Annotated in this window: 22 protein-coding genes; 12 read left to right on the top strand and 10 right to left on the bottom strand. The window is 75.3% G+C overall.

What is annotated here, in order from left to right; genetic code table 11:
* Positions 1-15: 15 nt before the first annotated feature.
* Positions 16-630: a TetR/AcrR family transcriptional regulator gene (locus AKI01S_RS23550; RefSeq protein ID WP_084000134.1), complete on the top strand. Its 615-nt coding sequence runs from the start codon at positions 16-18 to the stop codon at positions 628-630.
* Positions 631-646: 16 nt separating this feature from the next.
* Here the strand turns inward: AKI01S_RS23550 and AKI01S_RS23545 are convergent, their stop codons facing one another.
* From AKI01S_RS23545 to AKI01S_RS23535, 3 genes are all read right to left on the bottom strand, one after another.
* Positions 647-2575, bottom strand: coding sequence for an FtsX-like permease family protein (locus tag AKI01S_RS23545; RefSeq protein WP_218009786.1), 1929 nt, complete (start codon positions 2573-2575; stop codon positions 647-649).
* Positions 2576-2587: 12 nt separating this feature from the next.
* Positions 2588-3355: an ABC transporter ATP-binding protein gene (locus AKI01S_RS23540; protein ID WP_067821947.1), complete on the bottom strand. Its 768-nt coding sequence runs from the start codon at positions 3353-3355 to the stop codon at positions 2588-2590.
* A gap of 94 nt (positions 3356-3449) precedes the next feature.
* The gene (locus AKI01S_RS23535; protein ID WP_067821945.1) at positions 3450-4151 is read right to left on the bottom strand and encodes a MerR family transcriptional regulator; all 702 of its coding nucleotides are present in this window, start codon (positions 4149-4151) and stop codon (positions 3450-3452) included.
* Between the two features lie 87 nt (positions 4152-4238).
* Between AKI01S_RS23535 and AKI01S_RS23530 the strand changes: the two genes are divergently transcribed.
* The gene (locus tag AKI01S_RS23530; RefSeq protein WP_067821943.1) at positions 4239-4727 is read left to right on the top strand and encodes a DUF6194 family protein; all 489 of its coding nucleotides are present in this window, start codon (positions 4239-4241) and stop codon (positions 4725-4727) included.
* Between the two features lie 13 nt (positions 4728-4740).
* Here the strand turns inward: AKI01S_RS23530 and AKI01S_RS23525 are convergent, their stop codons facing one another.
* Positions 4741-5424: a GNAT family N-acetyltransferase gene (locus AKI01S_RS23525; RefSeq protein WP_067821940.1), complete on the bottom strand. Its 684-nt coding sequence runs from the start codon at positions 5422-5424 to the stop codon at positions 4741-4743.
* Between the two features lie 50 nt (positions 5425-5474).
* Positions 5475-6395 carry a PaaX family transcriptional regulator C-terminal domain-containing protein gene (locus AKI01S_RS23520; protein ID WP_218009785.1) on the bottom strand — a complete coding sequence of 307 codons (921 nt, stop codon included), beginning with the start codon at positions 6393-6395 and terminating at the stop codon, positions 5475-5477.
* A gap of 65 nt (positions 6396-6460) precedes the next feature.
* Here AKI01S_RS23520 and AKI01S_RS23515 point away from each other — a divergent pair, with 65 nt between their 5' ends.
* Together AKI01S_RS23515 and AKI01S_RS23510 are read left to right on the top strand one after the other, a co-directional pair.
* On the top strand, positions 6461-7552 hold the full coding sequence (locus AKI01S_RS23515) for an alpha/beta hydrolase family protein (RefSeq protein WP_084000132.1): 1092 nt from the start codon (positions 6461-6463) through the stop codon (positions 7550-7552).
* Positions 7553-7649: 97 nt separating this feature from the next.
* Entirely contained in the window at positions 7650-8909 is a 1260-nt protein-coding gene (locus tag AKI01S_RS23510) for a saccharopine dehydrogenase family protein (protein WP_067821937.1), read from the top strand.
* On the opposite strand, the gene AKI01S_RS23505 is transcribed toward AKI01S_RS23510, so the two are convergent.
* Entirely contained in the window at positions 8866-9228 is a 363-nt protein-coding gene (locus tag AKI01S_RS23505; protein WP_218009784.1) for a hypothetical protein, read from the bottom strand. The genes AKI01S_RS23510 and AKI01S_RS23505 overlap by 44 nt on opposite strands.
* Positions 9229-9461: 233 nt before the next feature.
* Here AKI01S_RS23505 and AKI01S_RS23500 point away from each other — a divergent pair, with 233 nt between their 5' ends.
* From AKI01S_RS23500 to AKI01S_RS23485, 4 genes are all read left to right on the top strand, one after another.
* Complete coding sequence (locus tag AKI01S_RS23500) at positions 9462-9857, top strand: hypothetical protein (RefSeq protein WP_067821929.1); 396 nt, start codon at positions 9462-9464, stop codon at positions 9855-9857.
* Positions 9858-9963: 106 nt separating this feature from the next.
* Positions 9964-10509 (top strand): peroxidase-related enzyme, encoded by a 546-nt coding sequence (locus AKI01S_RS23495; RefSeq protein ID WP_067821926.1) that lies wholly within the window; start codon positions 9964-9966, stop codon positions 10507-10509.
* An 85-nt stretch (positions 10510-10594) separates the two neighbouring features.
* Positions 10595-11911: an amidohydrolase gene (locus AKI01S_RS23490; RefSeq protein WP_067821922.1), complete on the top strand. Its 1317-nt coding sequence runs from the start codon at positions 10595-10597 to the stop codon at positions 11909-11911.
* 283 nt (positions 11912-12194) lie between these two features.
* A complete protein-coding gene (locus AKI01S_RS23485; protein ID WP_067821910.1) occupies positions 12195-13376 on the top strand; it encodes a VldE C-terminal domain-containing protein in 1182 nt (393 codons plus the stop codon).
* 34 nt (positions 13377-13410) lie between these two features.
* Here AKI01S_RS23485 and AKI01S_RS23480 read toward each other — a convergent pair whose 3' ends face one another.
* Together AKI01S_RS23480 and AKI01S_RS23475 are read right to left on the bottom strand one after the other, a co-directional pair.
* Complete coding sequence (locus AKI01S_RS23480; protein WP_067821908.1) at positions 13411-15399, bottom strand: ATP-binding SpoIIE family protein phosphatase; 1989 nt, start codon at positions 15397-15399, stop codon at positions 13411-13413.
* 135 nt (positions 15400-15534) lie between these two features.
* On the bottom strand, positions 15535-16404 hold the full coding sequence (locus AKI01S_RS23475) for a spermidine synthase (RefSeq protein ID WP_067821906.1): 870 nt from the start codon (positions 16402-16404) through the stop codon (positions 15535-15537).
* A gap of 118 nt (positions 16405-16522) precedes the next feature.
* Between AKI01S_RS23475 and AKI01S_RS23470 the strand changes: the two genes are divergently transcribed.
* Together AKI01S_RS23470 and AKI01S_RS23465 are read left to right on the top strand one after the other, a co-directional pair.
* Positions 16523-17950 carry a WGR domain-containing protein gene (locus AKI01S_RS23470; protein WP_067821900.1) on the top strand — a complete coding sequence of 476 codons (1428 nt, stop codon included), beginning with the start codon at positions 16523-16525 and terminating at the stop codon, positions 17948-17950.
* 105 nt (positions 17951-18055) lie between these two features.
* Positions 18056-19432, top strand: a complete 1377-nt coding sequence (locus AKI01S_RS23465) for a M20/M25/M40 family metallo-hydrolase (RefSeq protein WP_084000130.1) — start codon at positions 18056-18058, stop codon at positions 19430-19432.
* 27 nt (positions 19433-19459) lie between these two features.
* Here the strand turns inward: AKI01S_RS23465 and AKI01S_RS23460 are convergent, their stop codons facing one another.
* Together AKI01S_RS23460 and AKI01S_RS23455 are read right to left on the bottom strand one after the other, a co-directional pair.
* A complete protein-coding gene (locus AKI01S_RS23460) occupies positions 19460-19666 on the bottom strand; it encodes a DUF5988 family protein (protein ID WP_067821897.1) in 207 nt (68 codons plus the stop codon).
* A 78-nt stretch (positions 19667-19744) separates the two neighbouring features.
* On the bottom strand, positions 19745-20650 hold the full coding sequence (locus tag AKI01S_RS23455) for a TIGR03620 family F420-dependent LLM class oxidoreductase (protein WP_067821895.1): 906 nt from the start codon (positions 20648-20650) through the stop codon (positions 19745-19747).
* 87 nt (positions 20651-20737) lie between these two features.
* Between AKI01S_RS23455 and AKI01S_RS23450 the strand changes: the two genes are divergently transcribed.
* Both AKI01S_RS23450 and AKI01S_RS23445 read left to right on the top strand, forming a co-directional pair.
* Positions 20738-21304 (top strand): TetR/AcrR family transcriptional regulator, encoded by a 567-nt coding sequence (locus AKI01S_RS23450; protein ID WP_067821892.1) that lies wholly within the window; start codon positions 20738-20740, stop codon positions 21302-21304.
* 92 nt (positions 21305-21396) lie between these two features.
* Positions 21397-22431, top strand: coding sequence for an MBL fold metallo-hydrolase (locus AKI01S_RS23445; RefSeq protein WP_157420070.1), 1035 nt, complete (start codon positions 21397-21399; stop codon positions 22429-22431).
* The last annotated feature ends 460 nt before the right edge of the window (positions 22432-22891 follow it).

Below are 22891 nucleotides of genomic sequence, written 5' to 3'. Positions count from 1 at the left end.
TGTAATAATCGGATTATGAGAATGACAAGGGCGGAGAGCAGGGAGCGCAACCGCCGCGCCCTGCTGGAGGCGGCGCGCCAGGTCGTCACCCGGGACGGCCACCGCGCCCGGCTGGAGGACATCGCCGAGCGGGCCGGGCTGACCACCGGCGCGGTCTACTCCCTGTTCGGCAGCAAGAACGGCCTGCTGGTCGCGCTGGTCACCGACCGTCTCGGCCCGCACTACGAGGAGGTCGAGCGGGCCGTCCCCGCCGGCCTGGACCTGCCGGCGGCCGTCGACGCCTTCGCCCGCCACTACCGGCGCGTCTGCGACGACCCCGAGGCGCTGCGGCACCTGTCGCTGGAGGTCGGCCTCCAGGACATGGCCCTGCGCGACCCCGACCTGCGGGCCCGGATCGTCGCGTCCGTCCGGGCGCACGAGCAGCGCCTGGCCTCGCTGTTCGCCGGCCGCCCGTACCTCGGGGCCGCGGTGACGCCCCGGCAGGCCCGGCGGCTGGCCACCGCGCTCCGGGCGCTCCTGGCCGGCCTCGGCCAGGGCGTCGTCCTCGGCCTGGCCGAGCAGGCGTCCGAACGGTACTTCGCCGAGACCGCCCGCGCCCTGGTCACCCCGGAGGTGCTCGGGCCGGCCTGACCGCGGGGCCCGCCGCCTACTCGCGGGCGGCGGCCAGCGCGACCGGCGGGACGCGCGTCGCCGCCCGGGTGGTGAGCACGCTGGTCAGCGCGGAGATCGCGAACGCCCCGGCCACCAGCGCGGCGATCAGCCGCCACGGGACGGCGAGGATCTCGGTCCCGGACGGCCCGAACAGGAACCCGCCGAGCGCGGCCGTCGCGACCAGCAGCCCGAGCGAGATCCCGATCAGCGTGACGCCGCACGACTCCAGCAGCGCCGACCGGACGACCTGGCGGCGCGACAGCCCGGTCAGCCGCGCGACGGCGAACTCGCGGCGGCGCTCGGTGCCCGCGATGACCATGGCGTTGATCACGGCGACCACGGCGTAGACCGCCGCCAGCCCCATCAGGACGATCATCACGCCGTCGTTCTGCTCCTGCTGCTCGGCGACCCGCGCGGCCACCCACCGGTCGACCGTCTCGACCTTCCCGACGCGCGCGGCCCGCAGCCGGTCGGCGACCGCCGCCACCGGCGTGCCCGGGGCGACCTTCACGACCGTCTCGGCCCGCGCGGACGCCACCGCCGCGGGGGGCAGCAGGTCGCGCGGGACGAGGAAGGCGTCGGAGTTGTTCTCCATCGTGGCGGGCATCCGCGCGACGACCTTGAGCGTCGTCGTCCGGTCCCCGATGCGGGCGACGGCGCTGCTGCCGCGCCGCACGCCCGTCTCGGCCACCCCCGGCCCCGCCACGACCGCGCGTCCGCGCAGCGCGTCCAGCGACCCGGAGACCGGCCGCCGCCGGTGCGTGCGCTGGTAGGCGTCGGGGTCGATCGCGACGATGCCGGACTGGTAGGTCATGCGGTAGCGCTCGTCGGGCGCCTCCCGGTGGGTGACCGTCAGCGCGATGTCGGCGGTGAGGGCGGTGGACGCCGCCTCCACGCCCGGCACCGACGCGATCCGCTCGGCGTCCGCGCCGGTGGACGTCACGACGAGCTGCCCGAGGATGTCGCGCCGGACGTCCGCGCCCGCCGCGTTCGCCTGGGTGCCGAGCATCGCGGTCAGCCCGACCAGCAGCGCGACCAGCGCGATCATCGGCGCGGCGGTCGCGGCGGCGCGGCGCCTGCCGTCGCGCAGGTTGGCCTGCGCCAGCTCGGCCAGCGGGCCGAACCGGGCCAGCGGCCGCAGCAGGTGCCCGGCGAGCGGGACGACCAGCGGGCTGAGCGCGCTCAGCCCGACCGAGCCGCACAGCGACACGCCCAGCGCGATCATCAGCGCGCCGAGGAAGTCCACCGAGCCCTGCGCCGAGACCATCGCGCCGGTGGCGAGGAGCATCGTGCCGCCCCACAGCCAGCGCCCGAACGTCATGACCCGCGCGGCCCCGCCGATGTCGCGCAGCGCCTCCAGCGGGCGGACCCGCGCGGCCCGCAGCGCCGCCGCCAGCGAGCCGGACAGCGCCATCCCGATCCCGACGCTCACCGAGGCGATCAGCACCCCGTTGTCCCAGACCGGCGCGAACGCGTCGGGCACGAACCCCGTCCCGGTGAGCAGCCAGGTCTGGATCCACATGAACGGGACGCCGAGCGCGATCCCGCCCAGCGAGCCCAGCAGCCCGAGGATCACCGCCTCGGCGAGCAGCAGCGTCATCACCTGGCGGCGGCTGCCGCCGAGCGTGCGCAGCAGCGCCAGGTCGGCGCGGCGCTGCGCGACGGTGAACGCGAACGTCGAGCCCACGATGAACACCGCCAGGAAGCACGACAGCATGACCGTCATGCCCAGCAGCGAGGCCACGCCCTCGTAGGCGTCGCGGATCCGGGCGGCCTCGGCGGCCGGTGTCCCGGCGGGGATCCGTGGCCGGCCCGTGCCGAGCGTGACCATCACCGACGCCTGGACGAGCGCGACCCCGAACGCGACGGTCAGCAGCGCCCCGGCGAACAGCGTCCAGCGCTCGCGGAAGGTGCTCCACGACATCCGCCACACCGCTCAGCCCTCCAGGGTCGCGAGACGGTCGGCGACCTCGCGGGCCGACGCGCCGGCGAGCCGGTCCACCAGGCGCCCGTCGCGCAGGAACACCACGGCGTCGGCGGCCGCGGCGGCGACGGGGTCGTGGGTGACCATGACGACGCACTGGCCCGCGCCGTCCACCATGCGGCGCATCAGGCCGAGCACCGTGCGGGCCGAGCGGGAGTCGAGCGCGCCGGTCGGCTCGTCCGCGAACAGCACCGCCGGGCGGGTGACCATCGCGCGCGCGATCGCGACCCGCTGCTGCTGCCCGCCCGACAGCTCGCGGGGCCGGTGCCGTCCCCGGTCGCCGAGCCCGACGTCCTCGAGCGCCGCCCTGATCTGCTGCCTGCCCACCCTCACCCCGGCCAGGCGCGGCGGCAGCGCGACGTTCTGCTCGGCGGTCAGCGCGCCGACCAGGTTGAAGTTCTGGAACACGAATCCGAGCGCGCGGCGGCGCAGGTCGGTCAGCACGCGCTCGGACGCGTGCGTGATGTCCCGGCCCGCCAGCACGACGCGTCCCTCGGTGACGCGGTCGAGCCCGGCGGCGCAGTGCAGCAGCGTGGACTTGCCCGACCCCGACGGCCCCATCACGGCCGTCCAGGTGCCGGGCGGGAACGCGATGCTCACCCCGTCCAGCGCCCGCACGGCCGTCTCGCCCGACCCGTACCGCTTCGCGACGGACTGCAACTCGACGGCGGGCGGCGCGACGGCGGGGGGCGCGCCCGTCTGGGCACTCGGAAACGTCATACCGTCATCCCACCGGGCCCGGCCCTGCGGCACAGCGAGGCCAGCCACCGGATCGATCTTCGGGTTGTCCCCACCCCGGCCGGGTCGCGGCCGGTCACCGGTCCGGCGCGGCCGGGGCGAGCACGGCGCTGAGCGCGGCGGCTCCGTCGAGCAGGGCCCGGGACCGGGCCGTGATGCCGGCGTCCCTGGCGTCCAGCGCGGAGGCGACGTCCGCCAGCCGCCGGGCGCGCCGCAGCTCCGGCATGAGGGCCTGGAGCGGGGCGATGCGGTAACCGGCCCTGCGCAGCTGGTGGACGATCCGCGCGTCCCGCACCTGGACCGGCGTGTACCGCCGGGTCCCCCGGACGGGGTCGCGGTCGGGGACGACGAGGCCCTCCGCGTCCCAGTGCCGCAGCGTCGAGGGGCGCACGCCGAGGGCGGCGGCGAGCTGGGAGACGCTCATCGCGTCCGAGGCGCGCACGTCCCCGATCGGCTCGCCGGAGATCGCCCGCACGGCCTCCCGGGCCTGCGCCAGCTCGGTGCGTTCGGTGTGGAGCCGGGCGTGCGCCTCGTCGAGCAGGACGAGCACCCGGGCGGCGGGGCCCCGGTGGGCGATCCGGACGATCTCCTTGGCCTCGACCGGCCCCACGCCCGCCGCGAGGGCCCGGTAGGCCAGCGCGGACCGCACGTGGACCTCCCCGTAGACCCGGTGGCCCGCGGCCGTGCGCGCCGCCGGCGGCAGCACGCCGTCGCGTTCGAGGTTGCGCACCTGCTGGACGGAGTACCCGCAACGCCGCGCGACATCGACGGTGCGCATCCCCCGCGAGTTGAGACCTGCCACCCCGAAACCCCTCAGTTCCCGCCCCCAACCCTCCACAACCACTTTAATGTGACGCTGGAACACATGACCATGGACGAGATCATTGGTTTCGTGGCGGACCTCGACGGCGTGCTCACCCTGCGGCCGGGGCCGGGCGACGGCTCGCCGGAGCTCGCCTGGGGCGACGCGTTCTTCTACTACTCGCCGGACGGCGTCGTCCCGACGACGACCCAGCCCTTCGCGACGATCGTGACCAAGGACTACCCCGACGACACGGCGTCCCGCCTGGACCGGCCGGGCGCCTTCCGCGTGAACATCGCCGCCGGGAGGGAGGAGTTCGTCCGGTGGACCGGGCACGAGCCGCGCGACCCGGCCGCCGCCGCGGCCGACCCCGGCGCCGCCGACACCGTGATCGCCCACCCCGTCTACGGCGGCCTGGGCTGGCTCGCGGTGGTGAACCCGGGCCCGCGCACCGGGGAGACGGTCCGCGAGCTGCTGCGGACGGCCTACCGGCTCGCGCGCTCGCGCTACGAGCGCCGCGCGGAGGCGGGCCAGGGGCAGCCCTCCGCCTGACCGGCCCCCGGGCTCAGCGCCAGCGGTGGAACAGGCGCTCGCCGGGCTCGGGGGAGATGCCGAACGGCAGGCTCAGGGGGATGCCCTCGCCCGGCGCGGCGACCTCGAAGCCGAGCCGGGCGTAGTACCGCTCCAGGCCCGAGCCCTCGGGGAAGCCCCCGTAGGCCAGGTGGTAGCCGAGACGGAAGTACAGCTGGAGGCATCGGTGCAGCAGGGCCGCGCCGATGCCCTGGCCGCGGGCGTGCTCGGCGACGGCCACGGCGCGGATCCGCACGACGGCCAGCACGGCGGTGAGCGCCTGCGCGGGCGGGACCCCCCGGTCGACGGCCCGGGCCAGCAGGCCGCCGGGCGGGGCGGCCTGGAGGGCGCCGACGATCCGGCCGGTCCGGTCCTGCGCGACGAGCACCGCCGACAGCCCGGCCAGGGTGCGCAGGGTGTCCCCGTCGGCGGCGCGCGCACCGAGCTCGGCGAGCAGCGCCTCCTGCCCGTGGCGCAGCCCGACCGGCAGGAGCCGCCCCGTGTCGGGGTCGTCGAGCGCGGCGAGCGCCTCGGGGTCGAGCCCGAGCGGTTCCCAGAGCCTCCGGACCTGCTCGCCCTCCCCCTCGGCCATGCCCCGGACGCGGCTTCCGCGGGCGGCGGCCCAGCCGGTGACCAGGCGTTCGGGGGTGATGTTGGGGATGCGGTCCAGCGAAGGCATAGCCGTACAGTACGCGCCCGTCGCGGCCGTCGCGGCCGGTGGGCGCGGGGTCAGCGGCCCGGCCGCGGGCCGGTCGGCGCGCCACCGGTGATCTCCTCGACGACGTCGGCGTACCACCGGAACAGGCGGGGCGCCGGGGCGCGCGGCGGGCGGCGCAGCAGCTCGGCCCAGCACCGGGCGACCAGCTCGCGGGCCCGCGTGCCCGGCCAGGGGGACGGCAGCAGCTCCGGGGGCAGCAGCGGGTCGGGTTCGGTGGCGGCCGTGAACGCGGCCGCCAGCTCCAGGGCGATGGCCACCGTCTCCGGTTCGGACGGGGTGGCGTCCCCGCGCAGCCGGTCCAGGTGGGCCCGGGCGGTCGCGGCCAGCCGCCGGTGGCCCTCGGCCAGGTCGTCCAGCGGCCACAGCCGGGCCGCCAGCCCCACCGGGTCGGAGACACCGCCGACGCGCAGATCGGTGCTGGTCAGATAGGTGACGTGCGCGTCCACGCCGAGCCGGCCGGCCGCGGCGCCGACCAGGTCCTCCCACGCGTTGGCCGCCACGTACAGGCCGCCCTGCAGGGGCGCGCCGCCGAGGTGGACGATCGTCTCGCGCAGGGCGTCGCGGGCGGCGCGCTCGGTCTCGGGAACGGCGAACGCGACCAGGTGCCAGACCCCGTCCCAGGGGGCCTCGCCCCGGTCCTGGGCGTACATCAGCCGCAGGAAGTCCGCCTCGGGCTCCAGCGCGTGGCGGGTGTCGCCGGTGGCGCGCAGCACCGCCCGCCGCCCCCGCCCCTGCTGGACGAACCGGCCGTCGGCGACCAGCCGCCGCACGCACAGCCGCACCTGCTGGTCGCTCATGCCCAACGTCCCGGCGACGGTGTACAGCTCACCGGCGTCCACGGTCCCGTCCTCGCGGACCAGGCTCTCCACCAGCACGCGCGTGGAGATCTCCACGCCCTCGGCCGGTTCCCGCGCCATCCCCTTCGCGTTCATGCGTACGAGTGTAGTACGGTCAAATTGAAAACGATCGTATGAGTAATGAACGAAACGGAGTCGGGATGCGTACTGGCACCCCCATCACGTCCGCCGGGCCCGAGCACGACGCGCGCCGCGCGCGCCGGCGGTGGTTGCGGCGGCGTCGGGTCCGCTGGGCGGTGAGCGTCCTGGCGGCGGCGGTGGTGCTGGTCGTGGCGGCGGCCGGATGGGTGATCCACCAGAACACCTACGAGCTGCGCGAGGAGCGCGTGACCATCACCGGCGGCGCCCAGCCGCTCAAGGGCGTGCTGGCCCTGCCCAAGCGGGGCGGGGGCCCCTTCGGGCTGGTGGTGTTCGTGCACGGGGACGGGCCCGTCGACGCCACGCACGAGACGTTCTACCGGCCGACGTGGGAGGCGTTCGCCCGGGCCGGGTACGCCTCGCTGTCGTGGAACAAGCCCGGTGTGGGCGGCGCCCCCGGCGACTGGCTGGACCAGAGCATGGACGACCGCGCAGCCGAGACCGTCGCGGCGATCCGGTGGGCCGAGCGGCGCCCGGAGGTCGATCCGCGCCGGATCGGGCTGTGGGGCGCCAGCCAGGCGGGCTGGGTCATGCCCAAGGTGGCGGCGCGCCTGCCGGGGCTACGGTTCGTCATCGCCGTCTCCCCCGCGATCAACTGGCTGCGCCAGGGCCGCTACAACCTGCTGGCCGAGCTGAAGGACGCCGGGGCCCCACCCGCCAGGGTCCGCGCCGAGACCGAACGCAGCGACACCACCCTGCGGCTGCTGCGCTCGGGAGCCTCCTACCGGGAGTACAGGGCCGCCGTCGGCGGCCCCGGCGGCATGACCGCCGACCGGTGGCGGTTCGTCACCAGGAACTACACCGCCGACGCCTCACGGGACCTGGCCGCCATGCGCGCCCCGGTGCTGCTCCTGCTGGGAGGACACGACCGCAACGTCGACGTCGCCGACACCGAGGCCGGGTACCGCAGGGCGCTGCGCGCACCCGGCCAACTCCAGGTCCACCGCTATCCCGAGGCCACCCACAGCATGGTGCGCAAGGACCTGGAGGAGTCGGAGTTCAAGCTGACCGTCGTCGCCGTCGCCGCGCCACGGTCCCTGATGGTCCCGGGCTACCTGGACGACCAGCGCCGCTACCTGGGCGCGATCCGCTGACGGCCCCCTCGGCGGGGAACCGCCCGGCCATGCCGGGCGGTCGGGACCGATCTGATCGCATTTCACGTGAGCGAGACCTGTTCGTTGGAGGTAGCAGATGCGGGTGCTGGCGTTGGGCGGAGCGGGCGCGACGGGCGCGGTCGCGGTGCGCGAGGCGGTCCGGCTGCCGCGGGTCTCGCACGTCGTGGTCGCCGACCGCGATCCGGCCGCCGCCGAGGCGGTGGCGCGCCGGTGGGCCGGAGGCCGCGTGCCGCTGCGGCCGCTGCGGGTGGACGTGACCGACGCGGACGCCCTGCGCGCGGCGCTGGCCGACGCCGACGTGGTGCTCAACACCGTCGGGCCCTACCACCGGTTCGGCGCGCGGGTGCTGACGGCGGCGATCGAGACCGGCACCCACTACCTGGACGTCTGCGACGACTGGGAACCGACCCTGCGGATGCTGGAGGCCGACGGCGCCGCCCGCGCGGCCGGGGTGTGCGCCGTGGTCGGCATGGGCGCCAGCCCCGGCGTCAGCAACCTGCTGGCCGCCCGCGCCGCCCGCGACCTGGACGCCGTCCACGACCTCCACACCGCCTGGCCCGTCGACGTCCCGCACGCCGGGCCCGAGGACGAGGCACTGCTGCTGGCCCCCGACGGCCGCCCCAGCGCCGCCGCCGTGCACTGGATGGAGCAGATCAGCGGCACGGTCGCGGTGATCGAGAACGGGTCCCCGGTGCGGCGGCCGCCGCTGCGGCCGGTCACCCTCGCCCTGCCCGGCGGCCGGACCGGCACCGCCTACACCGTGGGCCACCCCGAGCCGGTCACCCTGCACCGCGCGTTCCGGCCCACCGGCGACGCCGCCTGCCTGATGGTCGTCACCCCCGGCACCCTCGCCTACCTGGACGTGCTGCGCCGCGACATCGACGCCGGGCGGCTGACCGACCACACCGCCGCCGCCGACCTCGCCCGTCCCTCCGCGGCCCGCGCCCTCCGCTCCTGGCCGCGCTCGGCCGTGCTCCGGGGCCCCGGGACGCTGCCGCCGTTCTTCGCGGTCGCCACGGGGGTCCGCGACGGCCGCCCGCGCACCGTCCTGGCCCGTTTCGCAGACCTGGCCGACGCGGCGTTCCCGGGGGACATGGCCGAGGCGACCGGCGTCCCCCTGGCCCTGGGACTGGCCCAGGTCCTCGACGGGACCGCCGCCGGACCCGGGGTCCACCCGCCCGAGACCGCCTTCGACCCCGACCGCCTCCTCGCCGAACTGGCACGTCGCCAGGGTCCCGGCGGCGCGGTCGCCGTCGAGCACGCGGCGGCCCCGGCGCGCACCCCGTCCCGGCTCAGGCCCGGCGGCCGTGGTCCAGGCCCGCGCAGGCGGCGGTGACGGCGTCGGGCGGGCAGGCGAACAGCGCCCCCTCGGCCAGCGTGGACGCGTCCGGCGCCGAACCGGCGATCAGCAGCGGGGTGGTGTGCCGCAGCGCGCACGTCGCCCCCATCTCGCGCGCGGTCGGCGGGCCGCCGTCGATCCGCACGTCGACCACGACGTCGACCGGCTCCGTCAGCAGGGGGCAGCGGCCCACCGCGGACAGGCCCACGCAGGGGTGGTGCGCGCCGCCGTGCGGATGGCAGAACGCCACCGCATGCCCCTCGACCGCGAGGAGGGCGCCCACGGTGTAGGCGTCCCCCTCCTTCTCCTCGGTCATCAGGATCCTCATGCGCTCCCCCGCCCTCGGCCGCGGTCCGGGCGTCCAGGGTTCCGGCGGAAGGCCCGCCGCGCCAGGGACCTTCGTCCCGACATGGCCGGGACCGGAACGACGGTGACACCGGCATGACGGCCCGGCGAACAGTGCGCGCCGGGCCTTCCGCCGGAACGATCTTCCGAATCATGATCAGGACCGGCGGTCGTTGGACCGCTCCACCTGAAAGGGGCAGCATCATGCGGAACCTTCTCAAGACCGGCCTCAGGACCGGCCTGGTCGGCGCCGGCATCGCGGCCGCGACCTTCGGTCTCGCCTCCCCCGCGCTGGCCGCCGACCTCTCGGTGAACGTCGGCGACGGCACCATCAGGTACGACGACTCCGCCGACTCGTTCTGCGCCCAGGCCTACAACACCGAGGGCCAGCGCATCGTGGAGGTCAAGCTGGTCCCGGTCGGCCAGTCCGGCCCGAGCCCCACCTGGCAGGACAGGAACAGCTCCTACGGCCACCCTGGCGCCACGTGCCGGAGCCTGGCCACCGCCTACGAGGACACCCGCTACCGCGCCGACGTCCGGACCTACTGGGCCGAGCGGGGCACCTGGGTGAACCGCGGCTCCTTCTACTTCTACAGCTGACCCCCGGCCGCAGGTCCCCGCGCGCCGCACGGCGCGCGGGGATCCTCGCGTTCCGCGAGCGCCCCGGGCGTGGAACACTTCCGGCATCCCCGAGCACGGAGGCCCCATGCCCCACATCGACCTGCCCGAAGGCCTGCCCGGCCTGCTCTCGCTGCTGGCCTACCGCCCCGAGACCGCCGGGCCGCTCAGTCGGCTCGCCGAGGTGCTGCTGCGCGGTCCCGGCCCGCTGGAACGCGGCGAACGCGAGCTGATCGCCGCCTACGTCTCGCACCTCAACGACTGCGCGTTCTGCGCCGGGGCGCACGGCGCGTGCGCGGCGGCCCAGCTCGACGGCGGCGCGGCCGTGGTGGAACGGGTCCGCGCCGACCCGGCGTCGGCGCCCGTGCCGGACCGGCTGAGGGCGCTGCTCGCCGTCGCCGCGGCCGTGCGGGACGGCGGCCGGGCCGTCACCCCGGACCACGTCGCGGCGGCCCGCGCGGCGGGGGCGACCGACACCGAGATCCACGACACCGTCCTGATCGCCGCCGCGTTCTGCATGTACAACCGCTACGTCGACGGCCTGGCCACGCTCACCCCGGAGGATCCGGCCATGTACGAGCAGGCCGCCGCGCGGATCATCGCCCACGGGTACGACGCGCTCCCCGTCCCCTGACCCGGGCGATCCACCACCCCGGCCGCCGCCGCCCGCATCCGGTTGATTACCGTGAGTGATCACAGGGTGATCGACAGGGGGGACCATGGCGGACGCACCGGCCGGCAAGGCCGGCGACCTGCACGCGGAGCTGGACCGGCGGGCCGGGGAGGTCGAGCGGCGGGTCATCGGCTGGCGGCACCACCTGCACCGGTACCCGGAGCTGCCCAACCGGGAGAAGCACACCGCGCAGCTCGTCATCGACCATCTGGAGTCCCTGGGCCTGGACGAGGTCCGCACCGGCGTCGCCGGGTACGGCGTGGTCGGGGTGCTCCGGGGCGGCCTGCCGGGCGAACGGGTGATCGCGCTGCGGGCCGACATGGACGCCCTCCCGGTCCGGGAGACCTCCGGGGTGGACTTCGCCTCCACCGTCGTCGACGACGACTACCCCGGCGGGCCGTTCCCCGTCGCGCACGCCTGCGGGCACGACTGCCACACCGCGATGCTGATGGGCGCCGCCACGGTGCTGGCCGGGGCGCGCGAGCGGCTGCCGGGCACCGTGCTGTTCGTCTTCCAGCCCGCCGAGGAGGGCCCGCCGGTGGACGAGCCGGGCGGGGCCGCGCGGATGGAGGCCGAGGACGCCCTGGCCGACCCCCGGCCCACGATGGTGTACGGCCACCACGTCGTCCCGCTGCCGGCGGGCTGGGTCGGCTACCGGGAGGGCCCCCAGTACGCCGCCTCCCGCATGATCAAGATCGTGGTGACCGGGCACCAGGTCCACGGCTCCACCCCGTGGGAGGGCCGGGACCCGCTGCCGCCCGCCGCCGACATCATCGCGGCGACGGGCCAGCTCTACCGGCAGATCGACGCCCACCAGGCGGTCACCGTGTCCATCGGGCACGTCGAGGACGTGGGCCGCTTCAACATCATCGGCGAGCGGGTCACCCTGTGGGGCACCGCCCGCTGCGCGGACGAGTCCGGCATGGCGGCGGTCCAGCGGCTCGTCACCCGTACCGCCGACCACATCGCCCGCGCCTACGGGTGCGCCGCGCGGGTCGAGTTCCTCCAGCCGGTCCCGCCCGTCCGCAACGCGCCCGCCTGGGTGGAGGCGGCCCTGCCCACGCTGCGGCGGGTCGCCGGGGAGGACCGGACGGTGCGGTCCCAGCCGACCCTCGGCTACGACGACGTCTCGGTGTTCGTCAACAGGTACGGCGGCCTGTACGTGATGCTCGGCGTCCAGGACATCGAGATGGTCGACGGCGTTCCCCGGCCGGTGGAGGGCGGGCGCGGCCTGGTGGTCAACCACGATCCCGCCTTCTACGCCGACGACTCGGCCCTGGTCACCGGCGTCCGCCTGCACGCGCACGTGGCCGCCGACCATCTGGGCGGCGCGCTCGTTCCCCGGACGGACCCCGCGCCCTGAATTCCGCGAATTATCACTCGTTGACAATTTCCGGTCCGCGATTCAGGTTCCCGGAATTCCGGTTCCCCCTTCGGCGCGAAACCGGTCCCCGGGCCGGCCTCCCGGAACGCGGCACCCGGATCCGGCGAGATCAACGGGCGTTCGGTCGCGCCCTGTTCGGCTCTGGCCAGTACGCTCCGGGCTGTCTAGGATTCGGGTTTCCGAAGCGATGATCGGCCAGGGCCGAGACGGAGGGGGTCGGGTGCGCAGGCGCGGGGGTGCCGCAGCGGGTGCCATTCCGGAGGTGTCCGGGGACCAGGGCGGGGGTGTCCTGCGCAATGGCCGGACGGTTCCGGCGGCCATCGCCGGGGCCGTCGTGCTCACCCTCGCCGGGAACGTCGCCGTCCTGACGACGTGGGGCGCCGACGGCGAGCGCGGCCCCGCCAAGGCCGATCCCGGCCATCTGGTGTCGGTGTCGCAGGACGGCCCGCCGCCCGGCTCCGTGGTCCGGCCGCTCGGCAGGCGGCTCACCCCGCACCTGCTGATCGCCGGGCCCCAGTCGCTACCGCCCGCGGCGGTCGAGCGCGCCCGCAAGGTCAAGGGCGTGGCCGGGCTGTCGGTCGTGGACGCCGCCCAGGCGCAGGTCGCCGGGCGCCGCGTCGGGCTGCTGGGGGTGGACCCCTCGTCGTTCCGGGCGTTCGCGCCCCGGCAGACCGCCGAGTCCGACCAGCTGTGGCAGACGGTCGCGACCGGCGGGCTGGCGGTGTCGTTCGAGCTGAGCCGGGACGGGTCGCTGCCGCTGGGCGGCATCGTGCAGGCGGGCCGCACCAGCAACCCCGGCCAGGTCCGCGTCGGCGCCTACGCCTCGATGGGCATCGCCGACATCGACGCGGTGGTCTCCCGCGACCAGGCCCGCGCCCTCGGCATGCCCGCCGGGAACGGACTGGTCGTCAGCGCCCGCAGGACCAGCGCCCGCAAGCTCTCCCAGCAGCTGAAGAAGGTCCTTCCCAAGGGCACGAGAATCGCGGTGCTGACCGGAGAGGACGCGCCCGCCCGGCAGGCCCCGCGCGACCAGCCGCAGGTCACCACCCGTCCCGACGGCCTGCGCGGGCTGCGGTCGCTCATCACCGGCAACACCGTCACCCCGACCATGCGCAACGTCGTCATGGAGATCGACTCGATGTTCGGGCCGTTCCCGGTCATCGGCTGCTTCCGGTCCACCGGCGACCCCCAGGACCACGGCGAGGGCCGCGCCTGCGACTTCATGGAGACCACGACGGGCCGCATGCCGTCGGAGGCGGCCCGGCGCCACGGCGACCAGGTCGCCCAGTTCGCCATCAGCAACGCGCGCCGCCTCCGCATCCACTATGTGATCTGGAAGCAGCACATCTGGAACATCGAGCGGCCCGGCTGGCGGCCCATGGGCGACCGGGGCAGCATCACCCAGAACCACTACGACCACATCCACATCTCGGTGCAGCGCTAGCGGGACGGCGCCGGGCGGGGCTCCGGGGGCGGCGTCAGGGAAGGCGCTGCTCGCACCAGACGGCCTTGCCGCCCGCCGTGCGGCGCACGCCCCAGCGGCGGGCCAGGCGGCTCACCACGTGCAGGCCGCGGCCCGACTCGGCGACGGTCTCCCCCTCGCCGACGGCGCGGACGCGGGGGCGGCCGTCGGAGCCGTCGAACACCTCGCAGACCAGGCCGTCCTCGCGGACCAGCCGCAGGGTGACGCGCCCGCCCGCGTGGCGGATCGCGTTGGTGACCAGCTCGGAGGCCATCAGCACGGTCGACTCGGCCAGCTCGCCGAGGCCCCACCCGGCGAGCGTGCTGCGGATCAGGCCGCGGGCGCGGCGCACGGCGGCCGGGTCGGCGGGCAGGTCCCAGGACACGTGCGCGTCGCCGGGGATGCGGTGCAGGCGGGCCAGCAGCACCGCGATGTCGTCGCGGTGCTGGTCGTCGAACACGCCGTCCAGGGTCGCCTGGCACAGGCCGTCCAGGGTGTCGGCCCCCTTGTCGAAGGTCTCCCGCAGCCGGGCCAGGCCGTCGTCGATGTCGCGGGCGCGGTTCTCCACCAGGCCGTCGGTGTACAGGAACAGCAGCGTGCCGTCCTCGACGGTGAACGCGCGGCTGACGACCGGGCGGCCGTCGCCGATGCCCAGCGGCGGCGCGGGCGGCACGTCCAGGAACTCGGCGGGGCCGCCCGGCGGGGCCAGCAGCGGCGGCAGGTGCCCGGCGCTGGCGATCTCGCACCGGCCGCTGACCGCGTCGTAGACGGCGTAGGCGCAGGTGGCGAAGTGCGGCTCGCGTTCGCCGAGGGTGCGCATCAGCGAGTCCAGGCGCTCCAGGGCCTCGGCGGGCGGCAGGTCCAGCCCGGCCAGGGTGTGGATGGCGGTGCGCAGGCGTCCCATGGTCACGGCGGCGCGCACCCCGTGCCCGGCGACGTCGCCGACGACCAGCGCGACGCGCGCGCCGGGCAGCGCGATCGACTCGTACCAGTCGCCGCCGACCTCGATCAGGCGGCTGCCGGGCAGGTAGCGGTGGTGGACCGACACCGACGACGGCGCCGACAGGCCGGTCGGCAGCAGGCTGCGCTGCAGGGTGAGGGCGGTGGCGCGTTCCCGGCCGTAGCGGCGGGCGCTCTCCACGAACAGCCCGGCGCGGTTGGCGAACTCGGTGCCGATCTCGACGTCGTAGGCGTCGAACGGCCGGTGCCCGGACGTGCGGGTGCACACGAACAGCCCCAGCGTCGCGCCGTCGGCGTCGCGGACCGGCAGCACCAGCATCGACGCGCCCTTGAGCAGCTCGGCGACCGGGGTCCGCCGCCACTCCTCGGCGATGCGCGCGGCGGTCTCGCCGTCCAGGGACAGCAGCACCGGCTCGCCGGTGCGCAGGGCGCGCGTGTGGGGGGCCGGTTCGGGGAACGCCAGGGTCTCCCCCACCGGGAACGTGGCGTCCCACGCCGGGTCGCCGTCGTCGAACGCGGTCGCCATCCGCCGCAGCATGACCGCGTCGCCGGCGCCGTCCGCGTCGGCGTCGATCATGTTCTCCCGCAGCAGCAGCGCGCCGGTGTTGCAGAAGGTGGGGACCAGGACGTTCATCAGCTCGCGGGCCAGCAGCTCCAGGTCGAGGGTCGCGCCGATGCGCGGCAGCGAGTCCTCCATCAGCGCGCGGCGGATCACCGCGGGGTCCAGGAAGCGGTCGGCCAGCGGGACCGGGACGCGGACCACCGCCAGCGCGGCCAGGTCGCCGCCGCGCATCGGGTGCACGGTGACGACGGCGTCGTGGCGGCCCCCGGCGGGGGTCTCCATGGTCAGCATCGCGGTGCGCTCGCGGCCGTGCCGGAGGGCCTCCAGCAGCGGTTCGCGGGCTCCGCCGATCAGGTCGTCCAGCCGCGACCCCGGGAGATCGTCGGCGTCCACGCCGAGCGCCGCCGCCGCGTTGCGGTCGAACTGGAGCACCCTCCCCGACGAATCCGTGCCGAGAATGAGAATTCGGGTGGACGACTCCATCGCTCGATTATGGGACACGGGACGCCCCTCACGAGGGCCGTTCCGGGAAGGGCGTGCACCGAGATCGCGTCGCCGTTGTTTCGGCCTGGCAACAACTGCCGAGGCGTTCCCGGATAATTCGGCGGCTTCCCCTTTTTAGGACTTCCCGAAAACCTGCGGCGGGGGAACCGGCGCGGTGGTGCCGTCGCCCTCGCGGATCGGCGCGGCCCCGGCGGCGAACGCCGCCAGGTCCTCCCCCTCCACCAGCCGGGCCCGGGCGGCGCCGCCCGCCGCCCGCCGGGCCAGCACCTCCACCGGCAGCGGCCGCCGCGAGGCCACGACGATCAGGTTCCCGAAGCGGCGGCCGCGCAGCACGCCGGGGTCGCCGAGCAGCAGCACGTGCCGGAACACCGAGCGCACCGTCGTCACCACCCGCCGCGCGAACGGCAGCCGGAACCCGTCGGCGACGTTCATCAGGTAGACCCCGCCGGGCCGCAGCACCCGCGCGACGTCGCGGGTGAACTCCTCGGTCACCAGCTCCACCGGCACGGCGGCCTCGGCGAACGCGTCCAGCACCACCAGGTCGTCGGCCTCGTCGGGCACCCCGGCCAGCCCGGTCCGGCCGTCGGTGACGCGGATCTTCAGCCCGGCGACGCCCTTCACCGGCAGCTGCTCGCGGACCAGCTGCACCAGGCGGCCGTCCGGCTCCAGCACCACCTGCCGGGAGCCGGGCCGGGTCGCGGCGACGTACCGGGGCAGCGTGCAGGCCGCGCCGCCGATGTGGACGGCGTCGAACGGCTCCCCCTCCAGCCCGAGGCTGTCGACGACGTCGCCCATCAGCCGCATGTACTCGAAGTCCAGGTAGGTGGGGTCGGACAGGTCCACGTACGACTGCGGGACGCCGCCCACGCACAGCACCCAGCCGCCGTCCCGGTCGGCGTCGCGCAGCAGCTCGGCCTCGCCGCCGGCGATCTCGTACCGGTCGGCGCGGGGCTCCGCGCCGCGCCGTGTCCCTCTCCGTGCCATCCCCTCACCTTACGGTCGGCCGGGCCTCTCCCCGGCCGGTCGCGCCCGCCCGCCGTTCTGTCGGTACGCCTCCGTAGGCTCCCGGCCAGACGGAACGGACGTCCACGAGGAGGAGATCATGGCGCGGGAGACCACCTACCTGGAGCTTTCCGAGGACGACGGGGGCGCCCACAAGTTCTACGAGGTCGTGGTCTCCGACACCGACGTGACGATCACCTACGGGCGGATCGGCGCGGCCGGAACGGCCAAGACCTCCTCCTACCCAACCGCCGACAAGGCCCGCGCCGCCGCCAAGAAGAAGATCGACGAGAAGCTGCGCAAGGGGTACGCCCCGGCGGTGCGCGGGGCCCGGCAGGCCCGGCCGATCACCCGGCGGCCGGTGACCAGCGGGCGGTCCACGGCGCGGCAGGCCCCGGTGCTGTGGCGGTTCGCCAGCGGCGCCGCCGCGTTCGGGATCTTCGTGGACAAGCAGCGGGCCTGGGTCGGCAACCAGCGGGGCGACGTCTACACCGTCACCCACGAGGGCGCGGTGACCGGGCACTTCAAGCTGCCCGAGGGCGTCAAGTGCATCGTCGCCGACGACTTCTGGATCTACGCCGGGTGCGACGACGGCCGGGTCTACGACCTGAGCGGCAAGGCCCCGTACGCGGCCTACGAGATCTCCCCCGACGTGGACATCTACTGGCTGGACATCCACGACGGCATGCTGGGCGTGTCGGACGCGGGCGGCCGGGTCACCGCGATCGACCACGAGGACGAGTTCCAGTGGAAGCACGACACCGACGGCCGCGCCGGGTGGATGGTGCGCTGCGACGGCGAGGCGGTCTACCACGGGCACACCAAGGGCGTGGCGCGCTACCGGGACCTGGACGGGCGGCTGGTCTGGCACACGCCGGTGGAGGGCAACGTGCTGTTCGGCTGGCAGGAGCACGACGCGGTCTACGCGGGCACCGCGCGCGACAAGGTCTACCGGCTGGCCAAGGAGGACGGCCGGGTCGAGTCGGTGTACCAGTGCGACGACGCGGTGTTCTCCTGCGCGGCCGCGCCCGACGGCCGGTACGTCTTCGCCGGGGACAACCATTCCTCCGTGTACTGTTTCGACCGAGGCGGCAAACGGCTGTGGAAGCTGGCGACCGGTTGCGGATCGGCGTTCTCGATGCAGTACATTGACGATCGACTGTACCTGGTCACCACCGACGGCTCCCTGGCCTGTATGGACGTCAGCGAGGACGCCATCCGGGCCGCCGAGCGGGGGACCGTCCCGCAGGCGCGGGACGTCAAGATCGAGGCAGGGCTGGCCGCGGTCCGACCGGCGACGACGCTGGAGACCGCGGGGCCGGGCGATCGCGGCGTGGTCGTCGAGTGCTACCAGGACGGTCCGCGGCTTCGGGTGCGCGTGGTGGACGAGGGGTACGACTCCGGTTGGAACCTCCAGTTCCCCAAGGGCATCCGCGAAGCGGGCGCGCGTTACCTCGTCGAGGAGGTCCGCCCGTCGGGGCGCGGCGGTTTCTACCGCGCCTACGGCGAGATCAAGCGCCTGCGCTAGCCGTCACCGCAAAAGATCTTCCATACGGTCCGCGTGTCGCGTTCGCGCGGGACGCTCCCCACCGACCGTATGGAGGGCCCGACACGATCTGCGGAAGGCGACTTCATGACACTGCCCCAGGCGACCGGCACCCAGGCGACCGACCCCCCGCCGGCGGCACGGAGCGTCACGGCGGCACAGGATGTCACGGCGGCGGACGAGGTGGCGGGCATCTGCTCCGACCTGCTCCGCTTCGACACCACCAACGAGGGCGAGGGCCGGGGACAGCCCGAGCGCCCCGCCGCCGAGTACGTCGCGGCGCTGCTGGACGACGCGGGGGTCGAGCCCATCGTCGTCGAGTCGGCCCCCGGCCGGGCCAGCACCCTGGTCCGGATCCCCGGCACCGATCCCGACGCGCCCGCGTTCCTCATCCACGGGCACCTGGACGTGGTGCCCGCCGACCCCGACGAGTGGAGCGTGCACCCGTTCTCCGGGGAGGAGCGCGACGGCTACCTGTGGGGGCGCGGGGCGGTGGACATGAAGGGCACCCTCGCGATGACGCTGGCGACGGTCCGGCAGCGGCTGCGCGAGGGCCGCCGCACCCGCGGGGACCTGGTGCTGGCGTTCCTGGCCGACGAGGAGTGCACCGCCGTCTACGGCTCCAAGTATGTCGTGGACGAGTGCCGGGACTGGTTCACCGGCGTCACCGAGGCGATCAGCGAATCCGGCGGGTTCAGCGTCACCGCCGCGCCCGACACCCGGATCTACCCGATCGCGACCGGCGAGCGCGGGTCGGCGTGGATGCGGCTCACCGCGCGCGGCACCGCCGGGCACGGCTCCAAGCCCGCCCCCGACAACGCCGTCGCCGAACTGTGCCACGCGATCTCCCGGCTGGCCTCCCACCGGTGGCCGGTCCGGCTGACGCCGGGCGTGCGGGCGCTGCTGGACGGCATCGCCGACGCGCTCGGCGAGCCCCTCGACCACGACCGGCTGGACGCCGAGGCCCAGCGGCTCGGCCAGGTCGGCAAGCTGTTCGCGGGCACCATCCGCAACTCCGCCAACCCCACCCGGCTGGACGCCGGGTACAAGGTCAACGTCGTGCCCGGCTCCGCGCAGGCGCAGGTGGACGGCCGGACCCTGCCGGGCCTCGGCGAGGAGTTCTTCGCCACGCTGGACCGGCTGCTCGGCCCGAAGATCACCCGCGAGTTCATCAGCCACGAGGAGGCCATCACCGCCGACCCGGACGGGCCGACCTTCCACGCCCTGGCCGACGCGCTGCGCGCCGAGGATCCCGGCGCCCGGCCGGTGCCGTACGTGATGTCGGGCGGCACCGACGCCAAGGCGTTCGCCCGCCTCGGCATCCGCAGCTTCGGGTTCGCGCCGCTGCTGCTCGGCCCGGAGCTGGACTACCAGGCGATGTTCCACGGCGTGGACGAGCGGGTGCCGGTCGAGGGGCTGCGGTTCGGCACGCGGGTGCTGGACCGCTTCCTCGACACCCGCTGACGCCCGTTCCCGGCGGTCACCGGGCCGTCACTCGGCGACCCTGGTCCGGCGGTCCCACACGAAGACCGGGAGCCTCCCCTCGGGGGTGTCGCGGTGCCGGGAGGTCGCCCGGAAGTGCTCGTAGCCACCCCGGAACGGCAGTTTCACCTCGGCACCGGGCGGGGTGATCCGCACGATCCGCCGCGGCAGCCCCTCCGGCCCGCCTTCCAGGAACGCCTTCAAGGTGGTGTCCATGTGGGGATCGTCACACGCCCCGAGGCGGCACGCCTATGTCCCCGCGGTGGCATCGGACGCACCGCGGGGACAGGTCGCTCAGCGCGGCAGCGCGGCCAGTTCCCGCCACTGGCGGCGCGGCAGGCCGGGCTCGTCGGTGAGCACCTGGAGGCAGACGTGGTCGGCCCCGGCGTCCAGATGCTCGCGGACGCGCGCGGCGATGCGGTCGAGGTCGCCGTAGGCCACGATCGCGTCCACCAGGCGGTCGCTCGGCCCGCCGACCATGTCCTCCTCCCCGAAGCCGAGCCGCTGGAGGCTGCGCCGCTGGTGCGGGGCGGCCTCGGCGTAGAACCCGACGTGCGCGCGGGCCACCTCGCGGGCGCGTCCGAGGTCGGGGTCGAGGACGACGGCCTGCTCCACCCCCAGGAAGGCGTCCGGCCCCATGGCCCGGCGGGCCGAGGCGGTGTGCTCGACGGGGACGAAGTAGGGGTGCGCGCCCCAGGTGCGCTCGGCCGCCAGCTCCAGCATCCTCGGGCCGAGGGCGGCCAGCACGCGGCGGGGCGCCGGGTCGGGCACCGGGCCGTGCCGCGGGACCGCGTCCATCGCGTCCAGGTAGCCGCGCATCGTCGTCACCGCCCTGCCCCGCGCGGGCATCGGGTACCCGTCGAGCTCCATCACCTCGTCGGACACCCGGTGCCCGCCGAGCCCCAGCAGGTAGCGCCCGGGGAACGCCTCGCCGAGGGTGCGTTCGGCGGTGGCGGTGGCGATCGGGTCGCGGAAGGCGATGTTGGCGATCCCGGAGGCGACGGTGAGGCGCCGCGTCGCCGCCAGCAGCAGCCACGCCTGCCCGAAGGTGTCGCGCCCCAGCGCCTCGCCGAACCACAGGGCCCCGTAGCCCAGCTCCTCGATCTCCGCCGCCGCCTCCCGGACCTCGCCGGCCGGGGCCCCGTCGAACGCGAACGTCCAGATCCCCAGCCGGCCGAGGCCGTGCCGCGCGTCGTCCATCACTTCACTCCCTTAAACGGAGAGGTTCTCCGCTTCCGTTCCGGTACGATACGGAGAACTTCTCCGTTTGGCTAGCCGGGATGGGCGATGACGACCGACAGACCCCTGCGGGCCGACGCGCGCCGCAACGCCGAACGCGTCCTGGCCGCCGCCCGCGAGACGTTCGCCGAGCAGGGCCCCGACGCCTCCCTGAACGAGATCGCCCGCCGCGCCGGGGTCGGCCCCGGCACCCTCTACCGGCACTTCCCGAACCGGCGGGCGCTCCAGGCCGCGGTGCTGCGCGACCGCGTCGAGCGGCTGGCCTCGCTCGCCGACGGGCTGCGGGCCGTTCCGCCGGCCGAGGCACTGGAGACGTGGCTGCGCGCCTTCCTCGCGCACGCCCGCACCGATCACGGGCTGGGCGGCGAGGCGCTGCGCCACGAGCCGTCCGGCATGGGCTTCGACTGCCACCAGGTGATCGTCGACACCGCCACCGGGGTGCTGGACCGCGCCCGGCGGGCCGGGGCCGTGCGGCCCGACGCCCACCCCGGCGACCTGCTGCGGATCGTCGCCGGGATCGCGCTGTCGCCTCCCGTCGGGGACGACGACCCGGGCCAGGCCGAACGGCTGCTGGCGCTCACGCTGGACGCGGTGCGCGCCCGCACGGTCAGCTAGGCGGGCTAAGCAAAGGGGCACCCGCCCTGCGGCGGAATCTCCCGATGAAGTAGGTTCTGGCCGGATCTCTCGCGGCACGAAGGGGGCGTACGGTGGCGGTACCGATCATGGAGCAGCCCGCGGACTGGACCGAGCCGGGGGCGCACCCGGTCGCCCCCGGCGTCCACCGCGTTCCCCTGGCGCTGCCGATCCCGTCGCTGCACGCCGTCAACGTCTACGTCATCGAGGACCCGGACGGCCTGGTCGTGGTGGACTCCGGGTGGGCGATGCCCGACAGCCGCAGGGCGCTGTCGGACGCGCTGCGCACGCTGGGCCACCGGCTCGACGACGTGGCGCAGTTCCTGGTCACGCACGCGCACTGGGACCACTACTCGCAGGCGCTCGCGCTGCGCGACGCGTTCGGCACGCGGGTGCGGATCGGGCGCGGCGAGCGGGCGTCGATCGAGGCGTTCGACGTGGCGCGGGGGCTGCACCCGCGCCAGGCCGAGCTGCTGCGCCGCTGCGGCGCCCCGGAACTGGCCGACCGGATCGCGAACGCGGGCGTGGGCACCGAGGACCGGCGGATGCCGCACACCGCCCCCGACGGCTGGCTGGACGACGGGGAGCGGATCGCGCTGACCCGGCGCGGCCTGGACGTGTTCGCCACGCCCGGCCACACGCGCGGCCACATCGTGCTGCGCGACGCCGCCGCCGGGCTGCTGTTCGCGGGCGACCACATCCTGCCGCACATCACGCCGTCGATCGGGCTGGAGACCGAGCCGGAGCCCAAGCCGCTGCGCAGCTACCTGGAATCGCTGCGGCTGGTCCGCGGCATGCCCGACACGCTGCTGCTGCCCGCGCACGGCCCGGTCACCCCCAGCACCCACACCCGCGTCGACGAGCTGCTGCGCCACCACGAGGAACGCCTCGCCGCGGCCGCCGCGCAGGTCCGCGCCGGTCACGCCACCGCCCACGAGGTGGCGCGGGCGATGCCGTGGACGCGCCGCCGCCGCAGCCTGGAGGACCTGGACGACTTCAGCCAGATGCTGGCCGTCCTGGAGATCGAAGCACACCTGGACGTCCTGGCCGACCAGGGCGTACTGGACGCGCACGACGACGGGATCCGCCGCTACGCCCCCAGCGCCTAACCGGCGAGGCCGCCGCCCGGCACGCACAGCGCGAGAAGCGCCGCCAAGGACCCACACGACGCCCCAGCCATGGACGGCGCCCCACCACCGTCCAGGCCGCCCGCCCAGACCCCCGACCCCCGCAGAGCACCGGCCGGATCAACACGGCGCGACGGCGCGCCGACCGGGCCGGTCCTGCCGTGCCGACCGCCTCGCGGAGCGCAGTCGGGGAGTCCTCCACGTAGCCGAGCGGTGCGCCCCGGCCCAACCCCTCACAGAGCGCCGGTCGGGCCAGTCGTGGCGCGGCGGCGCGCTGACCGGGCTGCCCCTGCCGGGTGTCGGCGGCCTCATGGGGCGCGCTCAGAGACCGTTCCAAACGGCCGAGCGGCGCCTTCAGACCCCAACCTCCCGCCGGGCGTCGGCTGGGCCAGCGCGGCGCGGATGACCGGTTGGGGTGCCATCAGCGCGCGATTCGCCGCGT

The sequence above is a fragment of the Actinomadura kijaniata NBRC 14229 genome, from assembly GCF_001552175.1.
In the GTDB taxonomy this organism is placed as follows: domain Bacteria; phylum Actinomycetota; class Actinomycetes; order Streptosporangiales; family Streptosporangiaceae; genus Spirillospora; species Spirillospora kijaniata.
This window is presented reverse-complemented; position numbering and strand designations above follow the sequence as displayed.